The organism is Pseudothioglobus sp. nBUS_23, from assembly GCF_051201565.1.
GTDB lineage: Bacteria > Pseudomonadota > Gammaproteobacteria > PS1 > Pseudothioglobaceae > Pseudothioglobus.
In genome coordinates this window covers 818,126-838,911 of sequence record NZ_CP179200.1, presented here as the reverse complement: position 1 = coordinate 838,911, position 20,786 = coordinate 818,126, and the positions used below count along the sequence as shown (strand labels likewise).

General features: G+C 40.4%; 25 protein-coding genes. 4 read left to right on the top strand and 21 right to left on the bottom strand.

Features of this window, described 5'->3' with window-relative positions; translation table 11 throughout:
• Positions 1-69 precede the first annotated feature (69 nt).
• Positions 70-1,149: an iron-sulfur cluster carrier protein ApbC gene (gene apbC, locus ACMAZA_RS04155; protein WP_435190314.1), complete on the top strand. Its 1,080-nt coding sequence runs from the start codon at positions 70-72 to the stop codon at positions 1,147-1,149.
• Between the two features lie 7 nt (positions 1,150-1,156).
• Here apbC and fdx read toward each other — a convergent pair whose 3' ends face one another.
• From fdx to ACMAZA_RS04090, 13 genes are all read right to left on the bottom strand, one after another.
• Complete coding sequence (gene fdx / locus ACMAZA_RS04150; protein ID WP_435190312.1) at positions 1,157-1,495, bottom strand: ISC system 2Fe-2S type ferredoxin; 339 nt, start codon at positions 1,493-1,495, stop codon at positions 1,157-1,159.
• A gap of 9 nt (positions 1,496-1,504) precedes the next feature.
• The gene (gene hscA / locus ACMAZA_RS04145) at positions 1,505-3,358 is read right to left on the bottom strand and encodes a Fe-S protein assembly chaperone HscA (protein ID WP_435190310.1); all 1,854 of its coding nucleotides are present in this window, start codon (positions 3,356-3,358) and stop codon (positions 1,505-1,507) included.
• A gap of 10 nt (positions 3,359-3,368) precedes the next feature.
• Positions 3,369-3,884: a Fe-S protein assembly co-chaperone HscB gene (gene hscB, locus ACMAZA_RS04140; protein WP_435190308.1), complete on the bottom strand. Its 516-nt coding sequence runs from the start codon at positions 3,882-3,884 to the stop codon at positions 3,369-3,371.
• Positions 3,885-3,917: 33 nt separating this feature from the next.
• Positions 3,918-4,241, bottom strand: a complete 324-nt coding sequence (gene iscA, locus ACMAZA_RS04135) for an iron-sulfur cluster assembly protein IscA (protein ID WP_435190306.1) — start codon at positions 4,239-4,241, stop codon at positions 3,918-3,920.
• Positions 4,242-4,246: 5 nt separating this feature from the next.
• Positions 4,247-4,627 carry a Fe-S cluster assembly scaffold IscU gene (gene iscU, locus ACMAZA_RS04130; protein ID WP_435190304.1) on the bottom strand — a complete coding sequence of 127 codons (381 nt, stop codon included), beginning with the start codon at positions 4,625-4,627 and terminating at the stop codon, positions 4,247-4,249.
• 68 nt (positions 4,628-4,695) lie between these two features.
• Positions 4,696-5,910, bottom strand: coding sequence for an IscS subfamily cysteine desulfurase (locus tag ACMAZA_RS04125; RefSeq protein ID WP_435190302.1), 1,215 nt, complete (start codon positions 5,908-5,910; stop codon positions 4,696-4,698).
• 20 nt (positions 5,911-5,930) lie between these two features.
• Positions 5,931-6,359 carry an Rrf2 family transcriptional regulator gene (locus tag ACMAZA_RS04120; RefSeq protein WP_435190301.1) on the bottom strand — a complete coding sequence of 143 codons (429 nt, stop codon included), beginning with the start codon at positions 6,357-6,359 and terminating at the stop codon, positions 5,931-5,933.
• Positions 6,360-6,439: 80 nt separating this feature from the next.
• Entirely contained in the window at positions 6,440-7,114 is a 675-nt protein-coding gene (gene cysE, locus ACMAZA_RS04115) for a serine O-acetyltransferase (protein ID WP_435190300.1), read from the bottom strand.
• A 57-nt stretch (positions 7,115-7,171) separates the two neighbouring features.
• On the bottom strand, positions 7,172-8,014 hold the full coding sequence (locus ACMAZA_RS04110) for a lysophospholipid acyltransferase family protein (RefSeq protein WP_435190298.1): 843 nt from the start codon (positions 8,012-8,014) through the stop codon (positions 7,172-7,174).
• Between the two features lie 2 nt (positions 8,015-8,016).
• A complete protein-coding gene (locus ACMAZA_RS04105) occupies positions 8,017-9,396 on the bottom strand; it encodes a TolC family protein (protein WP_435190296.1) in 1,380 nt (459 codons plus the stop codon).
• Between the two features lie 112 nt (positions 9,397-9,508).
• A complete protein-coding gene (gene aroK / locus ACMAZA_RS04100) occupies positions 9,509-10,030 on the bottom strand; it encodes a shikimate kinase AroK (RefSeq protein WP_435190294.1) in 522 nt (173 codons plus the stop codon).
• Positions 10,031-10,045: 15 nt separating this feature from the next.
• A complete protein-coding gene (locus ACMAZA_RS04095; RefSeq protein ID WP_435190292.1) occupies positions 10,046-10,228 on the bottom strand; it encodes a zinc-finger domain-containing protein in 183 nt (60 codons plus the stop codon).
• The gene (locus ACMAZA_RS04090) at positions 10,225-11,154 is read right to left on the bottom strand and encodes a branched-chain amino acid transaminase (protein ID WP_435190466.1); all 930 of its coding nucleotides are present in this window, start codon (positions 11,152-11,154) and stop codon (positions 10,225-10,227) included. Before ACMAZA_RS04090 ends, ACMAZA_RS04095 begins: the two co-directional genes overlap by 4 nt.
• 215 nt (positions 11,155-11,369) lie before the next feature.
• Between ACMAZA_RS04090 and ACMAZA_RS04085 the strand changes: the two genes are divergently transcribed.
• Positions 11,370-12,614 (top strand): M48 family metallopeptidase, encoded by a 1,245-nt coding sequence (locus ACMAZA_RS04085; protein ID WP_435190290.1) that lies wholly within the window; start codon positions 11,370-11,372, stop codon positions 12,612-12,614.
• A gap of 12 nt (positions 12,615-12,626) precedes the next feature.
• Positions 12,627-13,586, top strand: coding sequence for a ribosome small subunit-dependent GTPase A (rsgA, locus tag ACMAZA_RS04080; protein ID WP_435190289.1), 960 nt, complete (start codon positions 12,627-12,629; stop codon positions 13,584-13,586).
• On the opposite strand, the gene ACMAZA_RS04075 is transcribed toward rsgA, so the two are convergent.
• From ACMAZA_RS04075 to hemH, 4 genes are all read right to left on the bottom strand, one after another.
• Complete coding sequence (locus ACMAZA_RS04075) at positions 13,565-14,227, bottom strand: class I SAM-dependent methyltransferase (protein WP_435190287.1); 663 nt, start codon at positions 14,225-14,227, stop codon at positions 13,565-13,567. The two genes, rsgA and ACMAZA_RS04075, sit on opposite strands and share 22 nt — an antisense overlap.
• Before the next feature lie 24 nt (positions 14,228-14,251).
• Complete coding sequence (locus tag ACMAZA_RS04070; RefSeq protein WP_435190285.1) at positions 14,252-14,737, bottom strand: FKBP-type peptidyl-prolyl cis-trans isomerase; 486 nt, start codon at positions 14,735-14,737, stop codon at positions 14,252-14,254.
• 104 nt (positions 14,738-14,841) lie between these two features.
• A complete protein-coding gene (locus tag ACMAZA_RS04065) occupies positions 14,842-15,687 on the bottom strand; it encodes a TIGR01777 family oxidoreductase (protein WP_435190283.1) in 846 nt (281 codons plus the stop codon).
• On the bottom strand, positions 15,684-16,724 hold the full coding sequence (gene hemH, locus ACMAZA_RS04060) for a ferrochelatase (RefSeq protein ID WP_435190281.1): 1,041 nt from the start codon (positions 16,722-16,724) through the stop codon (positions 15,684-15,686). The genes ACMAZA_RS04065 and hemH overlap by 4 nt, the downstream gene beginning before the upstream one ends.
• A gap of 89 nt (positions 16,725-16,813) precedes the next feature.
• Between hemH and ACMAZA_RS04055 the strand changes: the two genes are divergently transcribed.
• Positions 16,814-17,179 carry a sirohydrochlorin chelatase gene (locus tag ACMAZA_RS04055; RefSeq protein WP_435190279.1) on the top strand — a complete coding sequence of 122 codons (366 nt, stop codon included), beginning with the start codon at positions 16,814-16,816 and terminating at the stop codon, positions 17,177-17,179.
• A 10-nt stretch (positions 17,180-17,189) separates the two neighbouring features.
• Here ACMAZA_RS04055 and glk read toward each other — a convergent pair whose 3' ends face one another.
• The 4 genes from glk to zwf all read right to left on the bottom strand — a co-directional run bounded on the left by glk (position 17,190) and on the right by zwf (position 20,771).
• On the bottom strand, positions 17,190-18,239 hold the full coding sequence (gene glk / locus ACMAZA_RS04050; RefSeq protein ID WP_435190277.1) for a glucokinase: 1,050 nt from the start codon (positions 18,237-18,239) through the stop codon (positions 17,190-17,192).
• Positions 18,172-18,495: a cupin domain-containing protein gene (locus ACMAZA_RS04045; RefSeq protein WP_435190275.1), complete on the bottom strand. Its 324-nt coding sequence runs from the start codon at positions 18,493-18,495 to the stop codon at positions 18,172-18,174. Before ACMAZA_RS04045 ends, glk begins: the two co-directional genes overlap by 68 nt.
• A 94-nt stretch (positions 18,496-18,589) precedes the next feature.
• Positions 18,590-19,309: a 6-phosphogluconolactonase gene (gene pgl, locus ACMAZA_RS04040; protein WP_435190273.1), complete on the bottom strand. Its 720-nt coding sequence runs from the start codon at positions 19,307-19,309 to the stop codon at positions 18,590-18,592.
• On the bottom strand, positions 19,299-20,771 hold the full coding sequence (zwf, locus tag ACMAZA_RS04035) for a glucose-6-phosphate dehydrogenase (protein WP_435190271.1): 1,473 nt from the start codon (positions 20,769-20,771) through the stop codon (positions 19,299-19,301). The genes pgl and zwf overlap by 11 nt, the downstream gene beginning before the upstream one ends.
• Positions 20,772-20,786: the final 15 nt, after the last annotated feature.

The window sequence follows — 20,786 nt, the reverse complement described above, 5'->3', positions numbered from 1 at the left end:
ATATAAATAAGGATTTGTGGGATAGTTGTACGATAAAATATCGCTATTTTACCGACCGAGGTCAACAAATTGTCAACTATAACCGAAGATAAAATTCAAACGATTCTAAGCGGCATCATCGATGAAAACACAGGCAAAGACCTTGTCTCATCTGAGAATGTAAAGAAAATCTCGATTGATGATGAGATTGTGAATGTTGAACTGCTGCTCAAATACCCTGCAGCGAACTTCCATGAGGATCTTAAAGGAATCGTCGAAGAAACGCTCTCTAAGGAAGGAGTCAACTATTCGAATATTTCAATTAATTCAAAGATCCCTTCTTACGAAACGCAAGGCGTTGAGGCACTACCGGGGGTTAAAAATATTATCGCTGTTGCCTCAGGAAAAGGAGGCGTAGGTAAGTCAACGACTGCTGTCAATTTGGCTCTTGCTTTGCAGTCTGAAGGCGCTAATGTTGCAATACTGGATGCGGACATTTATGGCCCCTCTCAGCCGCGCATGTTGGGCGCTAAAGATCTTAGGCCCCAAGAGTCTGAAGGCGGCAATATGAAGCCTGTTATGGCTCATGGCCTGCAGTCCATGTCGATCGGTTTTTTGGTTGATGAAGCCTCTCCCATGGTGTGGCGCGGTCCAATGGTCACACAGGCTCTTGAGCAGCTTCTAAAGAACACAGAGTGGGACGATGTCGACTACATGATCATAGACATGCCGCCTGGAACTGGTGACACTCAATTGACTCTCTCTCAAAAGATTCCGGTGAGCGGAGCGGTCATTGTTACAACGCCTCAAGATATTGCGCTTATTGATGCGCAGAAAGGTCTTGCGATGTTTGAAAAAGTTAACATTCCAATCCTTGGTATCGTTGAGAATATGTCGATTCATATCTGTTCAAAATGTAACCACGCTGAAGAGATTTTTGGTCATGGCGGCGGTAAACAGATGGCTAGCAATTCTGAGACTAACTTTTTGGGCGCACTTCCACTTCAATTAGACATCAGGACAGATGTTGATGAGGGCACCCCTAGTGTTGCCAAGGACCCTGAGAGTCAGGTTTCTGCGATGTATCAAGAGATAGCCAGGCGCGTTGCTGGAACTCTTTCACTCAAGAACGAGTCCGTTGGGGCATTTCCAAAGATTACTATCGAATAAATAAGCTCTAGTGGTTCTCTGAGACCTGGTTGATGGTGTATTTTGGTATCTCAATGACTATGTCTTCTTGATCGATGATTGCCTGGCAGGATAGCCTTGAGTCTGGATCCAGGCCCCATGCCTTATCAAGAAGATCGTCCTCGACCTCGTCTGACTCCTCGATCGAATCAAAACCTTCACGAATATAAACGTGACATGTCGTGCACGCGTTAGACATCTCGCAGGCATGCTCGATCTCGATGTCATTATCTAGAAGCGCTCTACAGACGCTGGTGCCTGTTTCTACATCAAGGACAGTACCTTCAGGGCAAAAGTCATCGTTAGGAAGGATAATTATTTGTGGCATAGTAATATTTTATAGTTGATCGTTAAATTCATCAATTCGGTGTCCTTTCATAGCGCTCATAATGGATTGATTCATCCTCATTTCTACAAACTTTGCACTCACCCTTTCAAGCTCCTGGGTTGCCTCTTTAATCTCATCTGCACCTGTGGAGTCAATAATAAGAGACAAGTCCTTTCTCGCAGATAGAATTGAGTCAAGCATTGCTTTGTCTAGGAGTGATTGATCCGCCTCAAGCGCAGCGTCAATTGCTTCAATAGTTCTGTTGGCATCCACTCGCTGCTCCTGGAGCATTCTTAGCTGAATATCTTCCTGTGCAAAAACAACCGAATCTTTAAGCATTTTTTCCATTTCTTGATCACTTAGGCCATAAGAAGGCTTTATCACTATCTCAGACTTAACGCCTGAGGTCTCCTCTTTAGCAGAGACCGATAAGAGTCCATCAGCGTCGACCTGAAACTCGACCAGTATACGCGCCCTTCCAGCAACCATTGGAGGTATGCCTTTGAGCTCGAATCGGCCCAGAGAGCGGCAATCCTTCGTGAGCTCTCGCTCGCCTTGATAGACATGAATACCCATCCCGGTTTGGCCATCTTTATAGGTGGTAAATTCTTGCGCCCTAGTGATAGGGATTGTTGTATTTCTATGAATCACCTTCTCTACAAGACCGCCCATCGTTTCAAGGCCCAAGGAGAGAGGCAGGACATCTAGAAGCAGGACATCATCCTTACTTTTGTTACCAGCCAGGACGTTAGCTTGAATTGCTGCACCTTTGGCCACAACCTCATCTGGATTAATAGAGCACAGCACTGGCTTTTTGAAGAGCTCACCCACCCTCTCTCGGATTACGCTCATGCGCGTTGAACCACCCACCATGATGACCTCTTTGACATCCTGAGTGTCAATACCGGCATCTCTTAGCGCTCTTTTGGTAATTCGAAGCGTTCTTTTGACAAGGTCTTCAGTCATGGCTTCAAAATCAGATTTGGTAATTTGATAGTGCTTATGATCAATTTCAAACTCGGCAACATCTTTTGTAGATAGCTGCTCTTTTGAAGATTTTGCGAATTGCCTAATGATCTGAATTTGACTTGCAGACAGATTCTGCAAGGCAAGCTTATTGACGCAATCTTCAAAGATTAAATTATCAAAGTCGTCTCCCCCCAGGCTAGAGTCTCCGCCCGTAGACATCACCTCAAAAACACCTCTATTAAAGCTTAGTATTGAGATATCAAACGTACCCCCTCCTAAATCATAAACCGCGTGAATACCCTCTTCTTTTGTCTCTAGACCGTAAGCAATGGCGGCCGCTGTGGGCTCATTGAGTAGTCTCAATACATTTATTCCAGCGAGCTTTGCAGCGTCTTTTGTGGATTGTCTTTGTGCATCATTAAAATATGCAGGAACCGTTATAACTGCCCCTTTAAGTTCATCGCCAAGGGCTTTCTCTGCTCTATTCTTAAGACTATTGAGAATTCTGGATGAGACCTCGATTGGCGTCAAAACGCCCATTGCCGTCTTGAAACCAACTGAGCCATCAAGATTAACTAAATCATAAGGAAGGTTTTTAATAGCTTTAGCTTCATCATAACTAATCCCCATAAAACGCTTAATTGAAAAGATTGTGTTTGAAGGGTCCTGAATAGCAAAGTTGAGAGCCTCTTTCCCAATCGACACTTCTTCACCACTGAAGTGCGCTATTGAGGGAAGAATGACCTCTCCATCGGTATCTTTTAAAAGCTTTGTCGCGCCACTCATAACACTAGCTACCAAAGAGTTGGTTGTGCCTAAATCTATACCACACGCAAGGTTATGGCGATGAGGAGCTGTCGATTGACCAGGTTCTGAAATTTGAAGTAATGCCATTATTTATGCCCTATAACCATTCATCCATCAACTTGCTTGACTCACTGAGTAACTGTTCATAGAACTTGAGCTCTCTGACATCTTTCTTGATCTCCAAGTGCCCTTTATTTTCCTTAAAAGCATCTGAGATCAAATCAATCTTTGATTGAATTTGTTCTTCTACTTTGTCCAAGTAGTCCTCTAAATCATCGGGGTTCTGTTTTAATCGCAACAACTCTAACTCTTCCCTGAGCTCAATCTGAGAAATCAAGAAGTCATGGTCCATCGAAGTATCTCTCTCATCGAATGCATCAATACCCTCAAGCTTTAATAAATAACTGGCCCTATTGAGCGGCGATTTGATAGACTCAAAGGCAGTGTTCAGTAGTGATGTATTTTGGAGTGCTTGCAACTTTTCTGAATCACCTCTGCTGGCAAACTGATCTGGGTGAAAGCGAGCTATCTCTCTTTGATAGGCCTCTTTTAAGCTGGATTCATCAATGAAAAACGATGTTTCAAGGTCAAATAACTCAAAATAATTTTGCATATAGCCAATGCCCTAGAGACCCATGAAAACTATCTAAACGGTGAAAGATTCTCCGCATCCACACTCAGCCTTAGAGTTTGGATTGTTGAACTCAAATCCCTCATTGAGCCCTTCTTTTTGAAAATCAACCTCAGTACCATCAATATAGATAAGGCTTTTGGCATCGACAATCACTTTCACGCCTTTATCATCAAAGGTCGTATCATCATCGTTGACCGAATCAACAAACTCCATATTGTAACCAAGACCAGAGCAGCCTGTGGTTTGCACTGACAGTCTAACGCCGACACCTGAACCTCTATTGGATAGGTAGTCGCTCATTCTTTGGGCCGCTTTGTCAGTCAGTGTTATTGCCATAATTTTTAGCTAGCTTTGTTCTTAAGATCTGTGATAGCAGCTTTGATAGCATCCTCAGCTAAAACCGAGCAATGAATCTTCACTGGAGGCAGTTCTAACTCATCTACAATTTCCGTATTTTTAATTTGCGAGGCTTCATCTAAAGTTTTGCCTTTGACCCACTCTGTTAAAAGAGATGAGGACGCAATTGCAGAGCCGCAACCATAAGTCTTAAATTTAGCCTCTTCAATGACTCCGTCATCGTTGATCTGAATTTGTAGACGCATGACATCGCCACACGCTGGCGCGCCAACCATACCAGTTCCAACATTGACTGCATCTTTATCTAAAACTCCTACGTTCCTAGGGTTTTCATAGTGATCTAATACTTTCTTACCATATGCCATAAGTTACTCCGAATTTAACTGACAATTTTACGCTACAGCTTGCTGTAGATTTTTTAAATCTTTTCAAATTAGTGAGCAGCCCACTGCACAGAATTTAAATCGATTCCATCCTTGTACATATCCCATAATGGCGATAGTTCTCTTAATTTTTCAACTTTTTCACGAACCAGAGTGATGGCATCATCCACATCTTTTTCTGTCGTGTAACGTCCTACACTAAAGCGAATCGAGCTGTGTGCAAGCTCGTCACTCAGCCCAAGTGCACGCAGCACATAGGACGGCTCAAGACTCGCAGATGTGCATGCCGACCCAGAGGACACAGCCACGCCAGAGATAGCCATCATCAGTGACTCACCCTCGACATAGTTGAAGCTAATGTTAAGATTCCCTGAAATCCTTTGATCTAGATCACCATTGACGACGACCTCTTCCATATCCGAAAAACCATCGTAGAGTCTTTGTCTTAACCTTAAGGTTCTCTCGCTCTCCTCTTTCATCTCAGCTTTGGCAATGGCAAAAGCCTCACCCATACCAACAATTTGATGGGTAGCGAGCGTTCCAGAGCGCATACCTCTCTCATGACCACCACCGTGCATTTGAGCTTCTAGTCGAACTCTTGGCTTACGAGAGACATAAAGAGCTCCCATACCTTTGGGCCCATAGATCTTGTGAGCAGAAAAACTCATTAAATCTACTGGAAGAGAGGTTAAATCGATTTCTATTTTGCCAACCGACTGAGCAGCATCTACATGAAAAAATACTTTATTTTCTCTGCAAATCTCGCCAATAGTCTGTAGATCTTGAATCACACCAATCTCATTATTAACATGCATGAATGAGGCCAAAATTGTGTCTTCTCTGATCGTACTCTTGAACTCTTCAATATCTAAAAGGCCGTTGGCCAGAGGGTCCAGATAAGTCACCTCAAAACCCTCTCTCTCAAGCTGGCGACAGGTATCTAGAACAGCTTTATGTTCTGTCTTTAGAGTAATGATATGTTTACCGCGCTTGTGATAAAAATTTGCGATTCCCTTGATTGCCAGGTTGTTAGACTCTGTTGCGCCTGAAGTCCAAACAATCTCTCTAGGGTCAGCACCCACCAAATCAGCGACCTGAGAGCGAGCCTCATCAACTGCTTTTTCAGCTTGCCAGCCATAATAGTGTGAGCGCGAAGCTGCATTACCAAAGTCACCCTCCATAGTCAGATATTTAGCCATTTTTTTAGCAACACGAGGATCAACCGGAGTGGTTGACGAGTAGTCCATATAAGTTGGATTAAGCATTACAATATTCCTTTAAAAAATTAATTAACGTTAAGTGACTGATTCAAGCGATAGTCATCCATCACCTGCTGAAGGTTTCGAGTACTTAAAAAACCTCTAATTTGGTCGCTCACCTCACACCATAAATGATGCGACAGGCACTGCTTACCTCGGTTACAGTCTTTTGAGCCGTGGCAACGTCTTAGATCAATATTTTCGTCGACCGCTTCAATGATTTGCGTAAGTGATACCTCGTCTGCATTCACATTCAAAAGGTATCCTCCGCCAGGACCTCTAACACTCTTAACAAGCTTAGCTTTCCTGAGTTTAGCAAAGAGCTGCTCTAAATAGGAGAGTGAAATATTTTGTCTCTGTGAAATCATGTCCAGGGTAACTGGCCTTGTTGATTCGTTAGATGCTAAATCCAACATAGCCGTCACCGCGTATCTTCCTTTAGTGGTTAATTGCATAAGATTCTCAATCTAAAAATAAAGTTTAAATTATACTATTAACCTAGTAATTTAGTCAAGTATATAATTCAACTCAAAGTTTAGTTTTTTTCAACGCTTTTAGTCGGCTTTTTTGGGGAAACTTTTTCAAGTTGCTTTTCCATCTCTGAGAGGCGATCGATAAGGGAGTTAACGGCCTGGAGAGTTGGATCATTTGATATGCCTGACGCCTTAGCTGCATAAGAGTCAAATGAGTCTTCATCTTCTGTTTTTTGCCTCACAATACGGCCCGGAATACCAACCACAGTCTCGTTATCATCAATCGACCTAACAACGACAGAATTGGATCCAACACGCACATTATTCCCAAGGGTTATGGGTCCTAAAATTTTGGCACCAGCACCAATCACAACGCCATTTTTAAGGGTAGGATGCCTCTTGACTTTATCCCAAGTTGTTCCGCCCAAGGTGACGCCGTGATACAGCATACAGTCATCACCAATGATAGCTGTCTCTCCTATCACCACACCCATACCATGATCAATAAAAAAACGCCTTCCAATGACAGCGCCAGGATGGATCTCGATGCCAGTAATCCATCTGGCAAGTGTGGATATAAAGCGTGCAAGCCAGCGCAGCTTATAGCGCCATAAAAAATGAGTGAGTCTATAAAGAATGACTGCCTGAACCCCTGAATAACAGGTCAGTATTTCAAATACATTTCTTGCTGCAGGGTCTCTAGCAAAAACGCTGCGTACGTCTTCAATAATTCTCATCAATGAATTATACCATTATTGATACTTTTGAGATTTTGAGAGTCTAAATAATAAAGCTTACTGATAAGAGTGTGATGACTTAAAACGTTTATAGCCCCACATATACTGTTCAGGTATTTTTCTGACTAAAGATTCAATCGATTTATTCATAACTTTGACACAAGATTCTAGATCATCACCATCCTTGCTCAGGTTCACAGGCTCAAAATTTAAATCATAACCTTTTCCTTTATCAAGCCTCTTAGCCCAGAACATCAAGACTTGTGCATTGTGCTTTTGAGTAAGCCTTGCAAGGAGAGTCATAGTGTTCACCTCTTTATTAAAAAAAGGAGCCATAATGCCGCCATCTTCACCTGGATCTTGGTCAGGAAGCATTCCAACTAATTCGCCGTTACTCAGAGCTCTTTGAATTTTTAGGATGCCTGACTTATCAGCGCTAGCCATTGTCAGATTGCCCTGATTTCTTCTGGCAAAGAGGTACTCGTTCTGTTTCTCACTTCTCAGAGAACGATACATAAAGGTAACCTTTCTTTTTTCAGCGATAACTCTTCCAGTTATCTCCCAACACCCAATATGAGGAACCAAAAGGATAGTTTTTTTTGAGTCATTAAGGTATTGCTCACCATTAATATTCCTAATGAGATTTGCATTCTCTTTGAATGACTGGTTCCAAATTAAACCTGACTCTGTTAAATTTTTTCCCGTTTCAATCAGAGATTTCTTTAAGAGAGCTTTCAAATGAATCTGATCAAGATTCGGAAAACAAATCTCTAGATTTTGCCTAGATGCATTTTTCGCATCTGAATTAAAAATAAATAGAAGATGGCCCAACAAAGTGCCAAAAGTATGATTAGCCTTTAGCGGTATAAAAGAGCAAAAGGCTAGGAAAAGGCGAATCATTTCTAGTTATAGAGCTGATCAATTGCCGCCTTGTAATCAATAATAATTTTTTGATAAGTTCCAGCAGCTTGCAAGTAGGTCATATTTGCCTGGTTTGCATTAATCTTGGCTGCAAGTACCAAAGATTTTTGTCCTCTAGCTTCACTAAATTTTATCTGCTCTTCGATAACCTTTTCCTCAGCAAGAGCGCCCTGCTCTAAATACAATTCTACAAGTTCAGACAGAAGGTCTACCTGTGCCAATAAATAATTAATTTGCTGGACACTGTTCATTTCTGCCTCTGCTCTTTTAGCGTCAACATCAGACATTTTAATTTCGGTATTCTCAACTGCAATCAGCTCTTTTCTTGATCCCAATGGGTATGAGATATCAACTCCGATGTTCCAGGAATAGTCTCTGTTACCAAAGCTTCCAAAGTACTTATCGTTTTCTCCTAGAGAAGACAGCCCTAAGTTTAGATTCACGTTAGGCATGGTTTTGTTCTCGTTTGTTTCAAGCTCTCGTTGAAGTTTAGCTTTGTCAAAATCATACTTCTGCATTGCTCTTGAGTTTTTAACAAATTCTCGCACGTCGACGCTCACCAAATCTTGCTCTTCAAACAAATTCATATCTACAATCATTTCTGACTCTTTAAAACCAATCAGGTTGGCCAACTCTCGCCTCTCTATAATGAGCTCTTTGTTTGATTGAAGAGACTGCTGTTTTGCTTTGACAAAATTATCCTTCTCTTGAATCAGAACAGTGATATCTACAAGAGAGTTTTTAAATTTGTCTTCTGTCAAATCTAATTGCTGTTTGGCAAGGTCAAGAGCGACTTTGTGATTTTTAACTATTTCTTGTTTGAGAGCCAAATCAATAAACTTAGAGAGCTTAGAGGCTAAAAAGCTTTCAGCTTGCTCTTCTAGACTCACCTTCTTTGCCATAAGTTCAATGGATGCAAGGTCAAGATTGAGTTTGTCGTTTAAACCATCTTTGTTTTGAAGCAGCGGCCTGGTGTAGTCAACTGAAAAAAGGTTCGAGTGAGTGGCATTGCTGTCTTTATCGTTTCTAGTTAGAGAATGTTTGAGATTAACGCTAGCACCTGAGTTGTCAACTTTTCTTGTCGCGCCTATTTCATACTTTGTAGAATATAAGTCTTTATAGAGCCTCGAGCCAACATCTTCACCTCCAGTGAAAGTTTCACTTGCGCCAGCTTTAATGTTCCAATCTGTGTAAGCTGCTAATGATTTCTGATTAAGGAGACTTGACTTTTCTGATAGAGAAAGCTGAACAAAGTATGGGTGGCTCTCTATAAGTCTCTCACTAAATTCACTCAGCGTGATAGCACTTGCATTAATAGATATTAGAAAAGTAAAAGCAGATAAAACAGTACGATAAAACATCATTTCCCCTTTTGAATTTAATAAATCAAATTTAACAATATCGCTAGTTTAGAGCATCAAAAACCTATTTTAGTGAAGTTTTGATGAATTTTAGGCAAAAGATTTAAATAAATTAATTTGGCAAATGAATCTTGATTTCATTGATTATCTCAATGAGTTTTTTACCATTCGTATTTATAATGACGCTAGCAACCTCTCGATATAGAGGGTCTCTAGAATCAATAATATCTGAAATTGTCTTTCTACGATTCGTACTATTTTCAAGAAGTGGTCTTGTTTTTGATTTTGCCGTCCTTCTTAAAATTTGCTCTACAGATGATGATAAATATATCACGGCACCAGTCTTCTTAATTACTTCTCTATTCTCTTTTGACAAAACTGCACCACCACCAGTTGCAAGCACGATATTAGGTTTTCTGCAGAGATCCTCTAAAACATCTGACTCTCTTTTTCTAAAGCCCTCTTCACCCTCTACATCAAAAATGTGATCAATGCTGACGCCTGTCTTATCTATAATTTCGTGATCTGCGTCATAAAAACTTATTTTTAAATTCTCAGCAAGGCGCCTTCCAACTGTTGTCTTGCCTGAGCCCATAGGGCCTATTAAGACAATGTTGTTGCATTTTTCCTGCATATTAAAAAATTAAAATTATGGAGTCAGTTTATAGAGAGCTCCGCAATAAGGGCAACTCGCATTGCCAAACTCATCAAATTGCAAAAAGACTTTAGGATGCATATTCCATTTTGAAGCATTTTTTGGCGGACAGTGAGCAGGCAAGTCCTTTTTAGAGACTAGAGCAACATCTGACTGATTGGAGCTTATTGAATTCACCCGCACATACCTTTTTTGATCCAGTGCAAATAATCAGCATTCCTTCCATGAACACAATCAAAGTATAAAGCTTGGAGCTTTTCGGTTATTGGGCCACGTGAACCAATACCTATTTGATTTCCATCAAGGTCTCTTATCGGTGTGACTTCGGCAGCAGTTCCAGTAAAGAAAGCCTCATCAGATGCATATATTTCATCGCAAGACAGTTTCTTTTCTACAATTTCATAACCTAAAGACTTGGCTAGTGTGACGATTGTATCTCGCGTAATTCCAGGGAGTGCAGAGGTCAAATGAGGCGTGTAAATAACCTCATCCTTGATTACAAATATATTTTCACCACTTCCTTCTGATACAAACCCTTCAATATCAAGCATTAGAGCCTCATCAAAGCCATGATCTAGTGCCTCTTTAAGTGCCATCATCGAGTTAATGTAGTTTCCGTTTGTTTTTGCACCGCTCAGAGTTGGATGCGCTGGATGCCTAACATAAGAAGAAGTTCTAATTCTTATACCATTCTTCATGTTGTCTTCACCAAGGTAGGCTCCCCACTCCCAAGCAGCAATCATGGTATGCACTTTAAGGTTATCAGCTCTCAGACCCATGCCTTCTGAACCATAAAAACACATCGGTCTAATGTAGGCAGATTTTAGATTGTTTTTCGTGATTACCTCTCTTTGAGCTTGATTCAGCGTATCAGCATCATAAGGTATTTTCATACCCAGAATTCTTGTCGAATTAAATAGTCTTTCCGTATGCTCCTCCAGTTTAAAGATAGCAGGACCATGATTAGTTTCGTAGGCTCTTACACCTTCAAATGCGCCCATTCCGTAGTGCAAAGTGTGCGTCAGTACATGAACTTTTGCCTCTCTCCAATCCAACCATTCTCCATCCATCCAGATGAAGCCATCTCTGTCTTCCATTGTCATCATAAAACTTTATCAAAATTAAACATTAATCACGAAATTATACCCATCTCATATAGATATTCATTCAATATCTCTCATTTGATTTTTTGCAATTAAATTAGCTAGTTAAACCTCATAATAACTGAAATATAACTGAAAATAATTTGAGAATTCAATCATAAATATCTATAAATTGGCTAGGTATAATTTGTTATCTCTTAAGAAAATTTGTATCAATGGAATTTAATTTTTTTACATTTATATTTTTGTTTGCTATCCTAACCTCAGTGGTTGCTTTGCTTTGGTTGAACTTTAGGCAAGACAGAGCCATCACTATCTCCTTCGACAAAGTACCTGAGGGCTTTAATGAGACGATCAAACTCGAAGACCATCAGAAAGCAGGGAACTACACTAGGGCTAAGCTCAGACTCAATCATTTTGAAATCATTTTTTCAACCATTGTTCTTTTGTTATGGACACTGGGGGGAGCCATGAACTTGATAGATGGCTTTTGGTCAGAGAGAGTTATGGATCCAGTTTTGATGGGCACTTTCTTTATCTTAAGCATTATGCTGATTGCTAGTTTTATTGATTTGCCATTTAGCATTTATAGGAATTTTGTTCTTGAACAAAAATTTGGTTTCAATCGGATGACTATTGGTACGTTCGCTGGCGACCTGATCAAAGAGTTAATTTTAAGTCTTGTTCTTGTGCTGCCTTTAATCTATGCGATTTTATTCTTGATGAATTTTGAAACTATTGGAAAGTATTGGTGGATCTATGTATGGGCTATCATCACCGTCTTTTCTTTGTTTATGATGTGGATTTACCCTTCTTTTATTGCTCCATTTTTTAATAAATTTAATCCTTTGGATAATGAAACTTTAAAAGCAAGAATTACAAACCTTCTAGAGAGAACTGGGTTTGGGAGTGATGGTATTTTTGTTATGGATGGATCAAAAAGATCATCCCACGGAAATGCCTATTTCACAGGGATTGGTAAAAACAAAAGAATTGTTTTTTTCGATACACTTCTTAAAGGAATGGAAGATAAGGAGATTGAAGCGATACTGGCCCATGAACTAGGCCACTTCCATCATAAGCACACGCGACAAAGAATGATCAGTTCTTTTATCTTTAGCTTTGTAAGTCTTGCGCTTTTGGGATATCTCATTAATCAGCCTTGGTTTTTCAATGGACTTGGAGTTAATCAGCCCTCTTCCCACGCTGCTCTCGTTTTGTTTAGCTTGACACTGCCAGTCTTTAGCTTTTTTATTACCCCAATCAGCAACCTGATGTCTAGAAAGCATGAGTTTCAGGCAGATGCCTTTGCGGCGAGCCATACCGATGCAAAAGACTTGATTTCATCTCTCATTAAGCTTTATAAGGAGAACTCTTCTTCACTATCTCCAGATAAATATTATTCTGCTTTTCATGACTCTCACCCTAGCGCGGTTCTTAGAATTGAAAGATTACAATAAATCCTTTCCAGAGTGCCATTAACAAGAAAACAAAAATGGCGCATCAATAAAGTACAATCGGAGAAGATTGCTCGTGCTGACAAAGCAGCTTTAAAAGCTGAATCAGAGCTCGATGATGAAAAAGAGTACCAAGGAATAGTAATAACGAGATATGGTCAACGTCAGCTCGTTGAAGATGAAAATGGGATAGTCTTTCAGTCTGTAAGCAGACAAAACATTGGGTTCTCTGTTGCAGGTGACAAGGTTCTTTTTCAAAAAACAAAACACGATGATGCTATTGTGACTGCTATCTATCCTAGAGACAGCGAGCTCAAAAGACAAGACAAATTGATTGCAGCCAACATTGATCAATTATGGCTTGTTGTTGCCATAGAACCTCACTATGAATTTGAACTCATCGATCGCTACCTGATTATGGCTGAAAACTCCAATCTTCCTATAGGGATTATTGTTAATAAGATTGAACTCTCAACCAATAAGAGTAAAACTGAGGACGACTTTCTAAATTATCAATCTCTTGGCTATGATGTTCATTTCTTAAGTGTTAAAAAGCAAATTAACCTTGGTTTTTTTAAGGAGCAATTAGTTAACAAATCTCACATTTTTTTAGGTCAATCTGGCGTTGGGAAATCCTCACTCATTAACTCCTTGATTCCTGATTTACAGCTCAGAGTCAACGAGATTTCAAGCAAAAGCAAACTGGGCAAACACACGACCACCAATACGACCATTTACCATATACCTAGCGGTGGTGATTTGATTGACTCTCCAGGGGTTAGAGAGTTTCAACTTGACAGCTTAACTGAACTTGAAATCAAGAGCGGCTTTAAAGAGTTTAGGGCTTTATCTGATGCCTGCCGCTTTAGAGACTGCAGACACATCAATGAGCCCAATTGCGCCGTTAAAGTGTCACTAGATCAAGGCAAAATTAATCCAAACCGTTACCAGAGCTATCTGAATATACTGGCTTGACTCTTTTTAAAAAATATAACTCGGTCTGAAAACTGCGTTATCTCAAGCTCTAAAAGACTTGCCAAGCCCGTTAATGATTTATCATTGTAAAAGCCGATATGTGAAGGGTCATTTTTGTAGTACCATGAGTCAAAATCTATATCCTTCGTAAGTGTTTGCGTCATTACTGCAAGAATGCCTTTGGACTTTAGAATGGAAGCTAGTCTCTCTAACTCAAAAACTGGGTCGGAGAGATGCTCTAAAACTTCAGTTAGCGTAATAAAATCAAATGATTTCTTAAAGACTGATTGATTCTTAGCATAAAACTTGTCATATACATCCATTTGATGCCCCTTCTCTTGCATCATCAAAGAGAGTGTTGGTCCTGGCCCACAACCAAAATCAAGGCCATATGAGTCACTTGAAATAATCTCATTCAGTGGCTCAGTGAGCTGACCCAGGAATTGACGATAACGAGGATCTTTTGGGTTGTTGTTGTGAGTGTCGTACCTCTTTCTCTCTTCAGACTCTGATAAGTGATACTGAGATGGGACAAAAACAAACTCACAGTTTAGGCATTGCAAATACTTACGTAAATGATCTTTATGAAAAAGAGAATAGTTTTTAGATGAGCATAGCGGACAAGTGCTTTGAGCTGCCACTTAGTCCGCTATCAGTCTTATTGATTAATGAGAGTGCCCACCAGCAGAATGGACATGGCCGTGCGAGAGCTCTTCGGCTTCAGCATCTCTTATGTCTTCAATGCTGACAGAAAAATGAAGGGTTTCACCCGCTAAAGGGTGATTTGCGTCAACAGTGATCTTTTCTTCATCTTGCTTTGTCACAGTAACAACAAATGCATTTCCATCTTGGTCTTGGGACTGAAGTTGCATTCCAACTGTAACTTCGTCAATACCCTGAAGAGCGGATCTTGGAATTTCTTGAATTGCGTCTTCCATTTTAAGTCCATACCCTTCCTCAGGCTCAACAGAGACATCCATTTTATCACCTTTGCTTGCCCCTTCCAGAGCAGACTCTAAGCCAGGGATAATGTTGCCGTGACCTTGCAAAAAGTCCAAAGGCTCTTTGCCTTCAGATGAATCTATGACATCTCCTGCATCATTTTTAAGAGTGTAGTGCATTGAAACAACTTTATCCTTACTAACTTTCATATTTTCTCCAAAAATAAATAAAAAAAACTTTCCAGAATGGAAAGTCTAAAAGAACAATGTTACAGTGTGAAAATTAGGCATATTTTACCACAGGATTATATTTTTCAGCCTATCAACTCTTTCATTGCGCGGTCAACGCTGGGATAGTCAAAAACAAAACCATCATCAAGTAATCTTTTGGGGATAACAGATGCACTGAGAGTCAAAACCTCAGAACCTTTACCTAGAAGGATTTTCAATTGCCACTCCCAAACCGGGATTAAGAATGGCCTCTTTAAGGCCTTAGCTAGAGCCTTACCAAAAATTTTTTGAGGAACGGGCTCTGGAGAGGTGACGTTATAGACTCCTTTGCTTTCAGGATTCTCAATAAGAAAATGAATTGCTTTAACTAGGTCTTTTATATGAATCCAGGAAAAACATTGGTTTCCCGACATAATTGGGCCACCCACACCAAAATAGTATGGCCAATAGAGTTTTTGGAGCGCGCCACCCTGTCTTGAGAGAACAACGCCAAATCTTAGGATAATGACATCATCTGATATCGATTTTGCTGCGTCCTCAATGGCAATATTTAAGTTTGTCAGGTAACCATCACCTTTTGGATCCTCTTCAGTTTTTGGATCATTGCAACTTGATTCTGCATAAAAGCTAATGCCTGAAGCGCATATCACTCTGGGTTTGGTGCTTAATGACTGAACTACTTCAGAGAGCATTTGGTTTGTATCCACCCTGCTTTGCCACATCTCTTTGACAATTTTATTGGACCATCTTTTTGAAATCGTGGAGCCTGAGAGTTGAATGACTAAATCACTGCCCTCAACTAATAACGCAAGATGCTCAACCGATTGAAATGCCTCTCTATTAAAACAATGAACCTGATGCTCGTTTGAAAAGCTTTTTTGAAGAGCATTTCCTATTAAGCCTGTGCCGCCCAGAATAACAATTTTCATTTTGACTTAGTCCAGCCAGCTGAATTGTCAATCAGTAGCTGACTCAAAAAATCAATGTGGTCAGTCCTGTCATTAAGTGCTGGTATATAGCCAAAACTTTCACCACCTGACTCCATAAAGTACTCTTTGTTCTCCTCACTGATCTCCTCAATGGTCTCAAGGCAGTCGGCGGAAAACCCAGGACAAATCACCTGAACATTTTTGATGCCTTTGCTGGGCAAAGATTTCAATGTTTGATCGGTATATTCCTTCATCCACTCTGCTACGCCAAGCCTTGATTGAAATGTCATCTGGTACTCGTTGGGCTTTAAATCTAATTTTTGAGCTAAGCGAAAGGTTGTTCTGCAGCATTGGCATGGGTAGTTATCTCCATTGTCAAAATACCTCTTAGGAATGCCATGATAAGACATTAACAGAAAGTCAGGTTTGCCGTGTTTTTTTTGATACTCCTTTACGCTGTTTGCAAGTGCATCAATATACATCTCCTCTTCACTGTAGTTGCTGATGAATCTGAGGTCAGGTACATTTCTCCAGACTAACAACTCCTTAGCCACTGCATCAAAAACGGAGCCGGTAGATGAGGCTGCGTACTGAGGATACAAAGGAAGAACAATGATTTTTTTACAGCCTTTTTCCTCTAACTCATCCAGCGCTGATTTCATTGAAGGGTTTCCATAACACATACCGAGTGCGACCTCATATTGCCCAGGAGCTCTTTTTTCAAGTTCTGAAATAATAGCTGCCTTTTGGCTTTTCGCTATCGATAAGAGTGGGGAGCCTTCACCATGAGTATCCCAAACCGTTTGATAGGCTTTGGCAGACTTTCTGGGTCTTAAATTTAGAATGACGGCATTAAGAATTATTTTCCAGACCCATCGTGGCGGGGGTGGCTCAATAACCCGCGTATCAGACAAGAACTGTCTTAGATAGGGCTTAACTGCTTTCTTGGTTGGCGCATCTGGAGTGCCCAAGTTAGATAATAGAATTCCTATCTTGGAATGACCAGCAGTTTGATGTATTGACGAACATTGGTACAAAGGCTTGCCTCTAATATATTTTTTTCAACGTGATAAGATACCCTATAAAATAGTCAACTATTTCAATTTAAGATTTTATCCTAAATGACATGAATATTTTATTGCTGGTTGCACACGGAAGCAGAAGAGAGGAATCAAACTTGGAAGTTGAATCTTTATCAAAAAAAATGCTCAAATTTAATTCAAGTCAATTTGACCAAGTCATGCCTGCCTTTCTTGAGTTTGCCTCCCCTTCCATCCCAGAGGCTATCGAAAAATGCTCTGAAATGGGAGCACAACGAGTTACCGTATTGCCCTACTTTCTCTCAGCTGGGGTTCACATCAATAGAGACATCCCAGATGAAGTAAACAAAGCCTCACAAGATTTTCCTGATCTTGAAATTAATGTAACGAACTATTTTGGATCCAGAGAGGAAATTGCTGAGCTTTTAATGAAGACTGCAATGGAAAAATAAATTAAGGTTTTTATATCTTAAAACCTTTCTGAATCCATTGATTGTTTGTTTGATATACGGTTCCAATGAGCCCCATATTTTTCTTTTTTGAAAGATAGACGGGAATGTCTTCAAGGACAGGTTTAAGCCTTCCCTTGTTCTCGAAACTTTTCTGGAAATCACTTGCAACAAAAATATCCAAAAAATTTCTGACTAAATCGCTAGTGATATAAACGCCTCCTAGTGCGCCAACTGTCAAGGCCATACTGCCAGCTACAGAGCCAAATATTTTACAAAACATCTGAACAGTTTCATCTGCCAATGGGTCATTATCTCCATTCACCGCTGATGCAGTTATATCGGCTGGAGACTGGTGAACCATCTCTTTGCCGTTAATATGACAAAGCGCCTCATAAAGATTCATAATCCCAGGACCCGAGAGAATTCTCTCAACAGCCACATGGCCAAACTTTTTAGTTAATAGAGTCAGGATTTCAAACTCAAGACTGGTATTCGGGGCAAAGTCTGAGTGGCCACCTTCGCCTGCAATAGGGAGCCAGCCAGAGGTTGACATAATTAAACCGCAGACACCTAATCCGGTTCCTGGTCCAATGACTAGTCTTAATTTTTCTGACTCAACAATGCCTTTATTGATCACGATAACGTCACTATCTTCGAGCGTAGTCGTAGCAAAGGCTTGCGCTGTAAAGTCATTGATCCACTGCACATCAACTCCTTTTAGGGCACTTTTAACATCTTTTTTGCTGATAACCCAGTGGTTATTTGCAAGCTTAAAGACGTCGAGATGAACTGTGCCAGCAGTTGCAAAGCAGGCTGATTGAATTTCTATACCTGTGAGATCAGAAAGGTAGAAAAGAATTGCACTTTGAATATCTTCAAAGTCTGTGCACTTCAAACTTTGTATATTTTCCATCTCAGAAGACCCAGGAGAGACCAGCGCAAACCTAGCGTTAGTTGCTCCAATATCTCCAACTAGATTGTAGAGCTTGCTACTAATGGTTCCTGTCTCCGTCAAAAATACAGACCATGTATAGGTCTTCTTCGCCAGTATTGTGGACACGGTGAAACACACCATCCTCGATTAGGATCATCTCGCCACCTGAAATATTAAATTCGTTATCATCGAGCTGCATTCTTCCTGTCCCACTCATAATCATATAAACTTCCTCTTTTCCTGGATGAGAATGCCCTCGGGTGGATTTTCCTGGATGAAGAGTCGTTGAACTGACGACAAGATTTTTAAGCGAGGTGTTATCTTTAAGGAGATAGGTTTCGTTGTCTTTGACAATCTCACCATCGATATTATTAATTTTCATAAACTATTTATAAAATTGGCATAAAGATACTAATATTATCCCTTGCTTTTTTAAAAACAAATAAGTCTTTCGCTAATATACCAATTCGCTACTTTTATGGGCTCCAAAAAATATCGAGACCTTGCTCTAGAAAAGCATAGATTGGCATTTTACTCGAATCCCTTATGCTCATCGCTTCCTCAAGCGTATGAAGCTTGGCGGAACCATTTAGATGAAGAATAACCCTCTTAGCCTCGAAAATAGATTTTGCAGTTAGGCTAATCCGTTCATGTGGCGCCGTTTTAGGAGTTGTTGCAACCAAGTGACTCTTAGTATTTAAGTCCATTCCAATCGGTAACTCTTCAGAGCATGGAAAGAGTGATGCTGTATGGCCATCTGCACCCATCCCTAAAATAATGAGGTCAAAAGGCATAGCAATAACCTTGAGAGCCTCTTCGCTCAATGAAGCACCCTCCTTTGCACTTTTGGCATCATTTTTAAGGGGGATAAAATTAACCTTTGCTGCTTTGTTTTTTATGAAGTGCGTTTTAACTAGCAGTTCATTGCTGTCCTTGTGGTCAGAGTCAACCCAACGATCATCAACAAGAGTCAGGTCTACTTTAGACCAGTCTATATTTAGAAGGGATAATTCTTCAAACAGCGGCTTGGGTGTGCTTCCTCCAGAAACTGCAAGACTAGCGCGTCCTCTCTCTTGAATAGCCTCTATCAAAATTTCACTGATGTTTTGACTCAGATCAAACACCAAAGATTCGCTACTATTGGTACTATAAAAACCAACATGCTCTGGCAAAAAATAAGTTTTACTACTCCTCATACCAGATATGACCGTTTCTTGAAATGAGCTCTTCGCTCTTATCTGGACCGTTACTTCCAGAACTGTAATAGTAAAGCTCCTGATTTGATTTGCTAGCAGCATCCAAGGTCTCATCGCACCATTTCCATGCCAATTCGACCTCTTCTCTACAAAGAAATAGGCTCTGATTGCCATTGAGAATATCCATCAGCAAACTTTGATATCCGCTCGGTATATTAAGGAGCTTTTGTGTTTTAATAAAATCTAAGCTCATAGGATCTAAGCGCACGGTTGAGTGCTTATCGACGCCATGAGGTTTCGTAAAGACCTGGAGCGATATGCCCTCAGTCGGATGAAGGCTAATAATCAAAGTATTGCCTTTAAGGCTCTCTTTGTTCTCATTAAAAATATAGTGGCCATCAGACTTAAAGTGAACTACAATCTGCGTTGTCTTTGAGGCCATCCTTTTCCCGGTTCTAAGGTAGAAAGGAACTCCCAGCCATCGCCAGTTTTGAATTTCAGCTTTGAGGGCAACAAAAGTCTCGGTATTGCTGTCTTGATTTGAGCCATCTTCATAAATATAACCTGGCGCCTTAACCCCATCAATTTCGCCGTCAGTATATTGCGCTGCAACGAAGTTGGACGAGATACTGTCTTGATCAAGCGATTTTAATGCTTCCAAGACCTTTACCTTTTCTGATCGGATACTCTGGTCATCGAGCCTGTTGGGCGGCTCCATCGCGATCAGGCACAATAGCTGTAGAAGATGACTTTGCACCATGTCTCTGAGCTGTCCCATTCCATCGAAATAACCCCATCGGTCTTCAATACCAACTGACTCTGCCGCCGTTATCTCAACGTACTCGATTCCCTTACTATTCCACTGACTTGAAAACAGTGAGTTTGCAAACCTAAGAGTAATTAAGTTTTGAACTGTTTCCTTTCCTAAGTAATGATCAATACGATAGATCTGCGACTCATCAAAATGCCTCGTGAGTTTTTCATTAATCTCATTAGAGGTCTCCAAATCATAGCCAATGGGTTTTTCAACAACAATTCTGCAATCAGGAGTAATCAAATTTGAGTCTTTGAGACCGTCACAGACCATTTCAAAAAGGCCGGGTGAAATAGCTAAATAATAAGCCGCAGGCTTTGCCCAATCACTGAGCTTTTGGCTGAGGTCTTTATAGCTTTCGTTTTTTGATAAATCACATCTGCAATAGCTGAAGCGCTCTACTAATCGAGAAACCGCTAATGGATTTAAGTATTCAGGAGACACAAATTCATTAAGTGCTTTTTTGACTTCGTCTTTTATATCTGTATCTGAAATATCCTTTCTTCCAACACCTAAAATTTGCAAGGAATCGCTCAGCATATTATCTCTTTCGAGGTAATACCAAGCTGGAATAAGCTTACGAATTGAAAGGTCCCCTAGGGCTCCAAAGAGAACAAAGCTGTCAATTTTTTTTAATGATTCAGACAAGTCAGTATGCTCCTA

Excerpts from the sequence above, each read along its gene's own strand:
- cysE (WP_435190300.1), bottom strand. The coding sequence starts at position 7,114 with ATGAGAATTATTGAAGACGTACGCAGCGTTTTTGCTAGAGACCCTGCA.
- ACMAZA_RS04085 (WP_435190290.1), top strand. The coding sequence starts at position 11,370 with ATGGAATTTAATTTTTTTACATTTATATTTTTGTTTGCTATCCTAACC.
- hscB (WP_435190308.1), bottom strand. The coding sequence starts at position 3,884 with ATGCAAAATTATTTTGAGTTATTTGACCTTGAAACATCGTTTTTCATT.
- hscA (WP_435190310.1), bottom strand. The coding sequence starts at position 3,358 with ATGGCATTACTTCAAATTTCAGAACCTGGTCAATCGACAGCTCCTCAT.
- ACMAZA_RS04055 (WP_435190279.1), top strand. The coding sequence starts at position 16,814 with ATGAATATTTTATTGCTGGTTGCACACGGAAGCAGAAGAGAGGAATCA.
- fdx (WP_435190312.1), bottom strand. The coding sequence starts at position 1,495 with ATGCCACAAATAATTATCCTTCCTAACGATGACTTTTGCCCTGAAGGT.
- ACMAZA_RS04070 (WP_435190285.1), bottom strand. The coding sequence starts at position 14,737 with ATGAAAGTTAGTAAGGATAAAGTTGTTTCAATGCACTACACTCTTAAA.
- ACMAZA_RS04110 (WP_435190298.1), bottom strand. The coding sequence starts at position 8,014 with ATGATTCGCCTTTTCCTAGCCTTTTGCTCTTTTATACCGCTAAAGGCT.
- ACMAZA_RS04090 (WP_435190466.1), bottom strand. The coding sequence starts at position 11,154 with ATGACAATGGAAGACAGAGATGGCTTCATCTGGATGGATGGAGAATGG.
- pgl (WP_435190273.1), bottom strand. The coding sequence starts at position 19,309 with ATGAGGAGTAGTAAAACTTATTTTTTGCCAGAGCATGTTGGTTTTTAT.
- iscA (WP_435190306.1), bottom strand. The coding sequence starts at position 4,241 with ATGGCAATAACACTGACTGACAAAGCGGCCCAAAGAATGAGCGACTAC.
- ACMAZA_RS04120 (WP_435190301.1), bottom strand. The coding sequence starts at position 6,359 with ATGCAATTAACCACTAAAGGAAGATACGCGGTGACGGCTATGTTGGAT.
- ACMAZA_RS04125 (WP_435190302.1), bottom strand. The coding sequence starts at position 5,910 with ATGCTTAATCCAACTTATATGGACTACTCGTCAACCACTCCGGTTGAT.
- ACMAZA_RS04065 (WP_435190283.1), bottom strand. The coding sequence starts at position 15,687 with ATGAAAATTGTTATTCTGGGCGGCACAGGCTTAATAGGAAATGCTCTT.
- iscU (WP_435190304.1), bottom strand. The coding sequence starts at position 4,627 with ATGGCATATGGTAAGAAAGTATTAGATCACTATGAAAACCCTAGGAAC.
- ACMAZA_RS04105 (WP_435190296.1), bottom strand. The coding sequence starts at position 9,396 with ATGTTTTATCGTACTGTTTTATCTGCTTTTACTTTTCTAATATCTATT.
- aroK (WP_435190294.1), bottom strand. The coding sequence starts at position 10,030 with ATGCAGGAAAAATGCAACAACATTGTCTTAATAGGCCCTATGGGCTCA.
- ACMAZA_RS04045 (WP_435190275.1), bottom strand. The coding sequence starts at position 18,495 with ATGAAAATTAATAATATCGATGGTGAGATTGTCAAAGACAACGAAACC.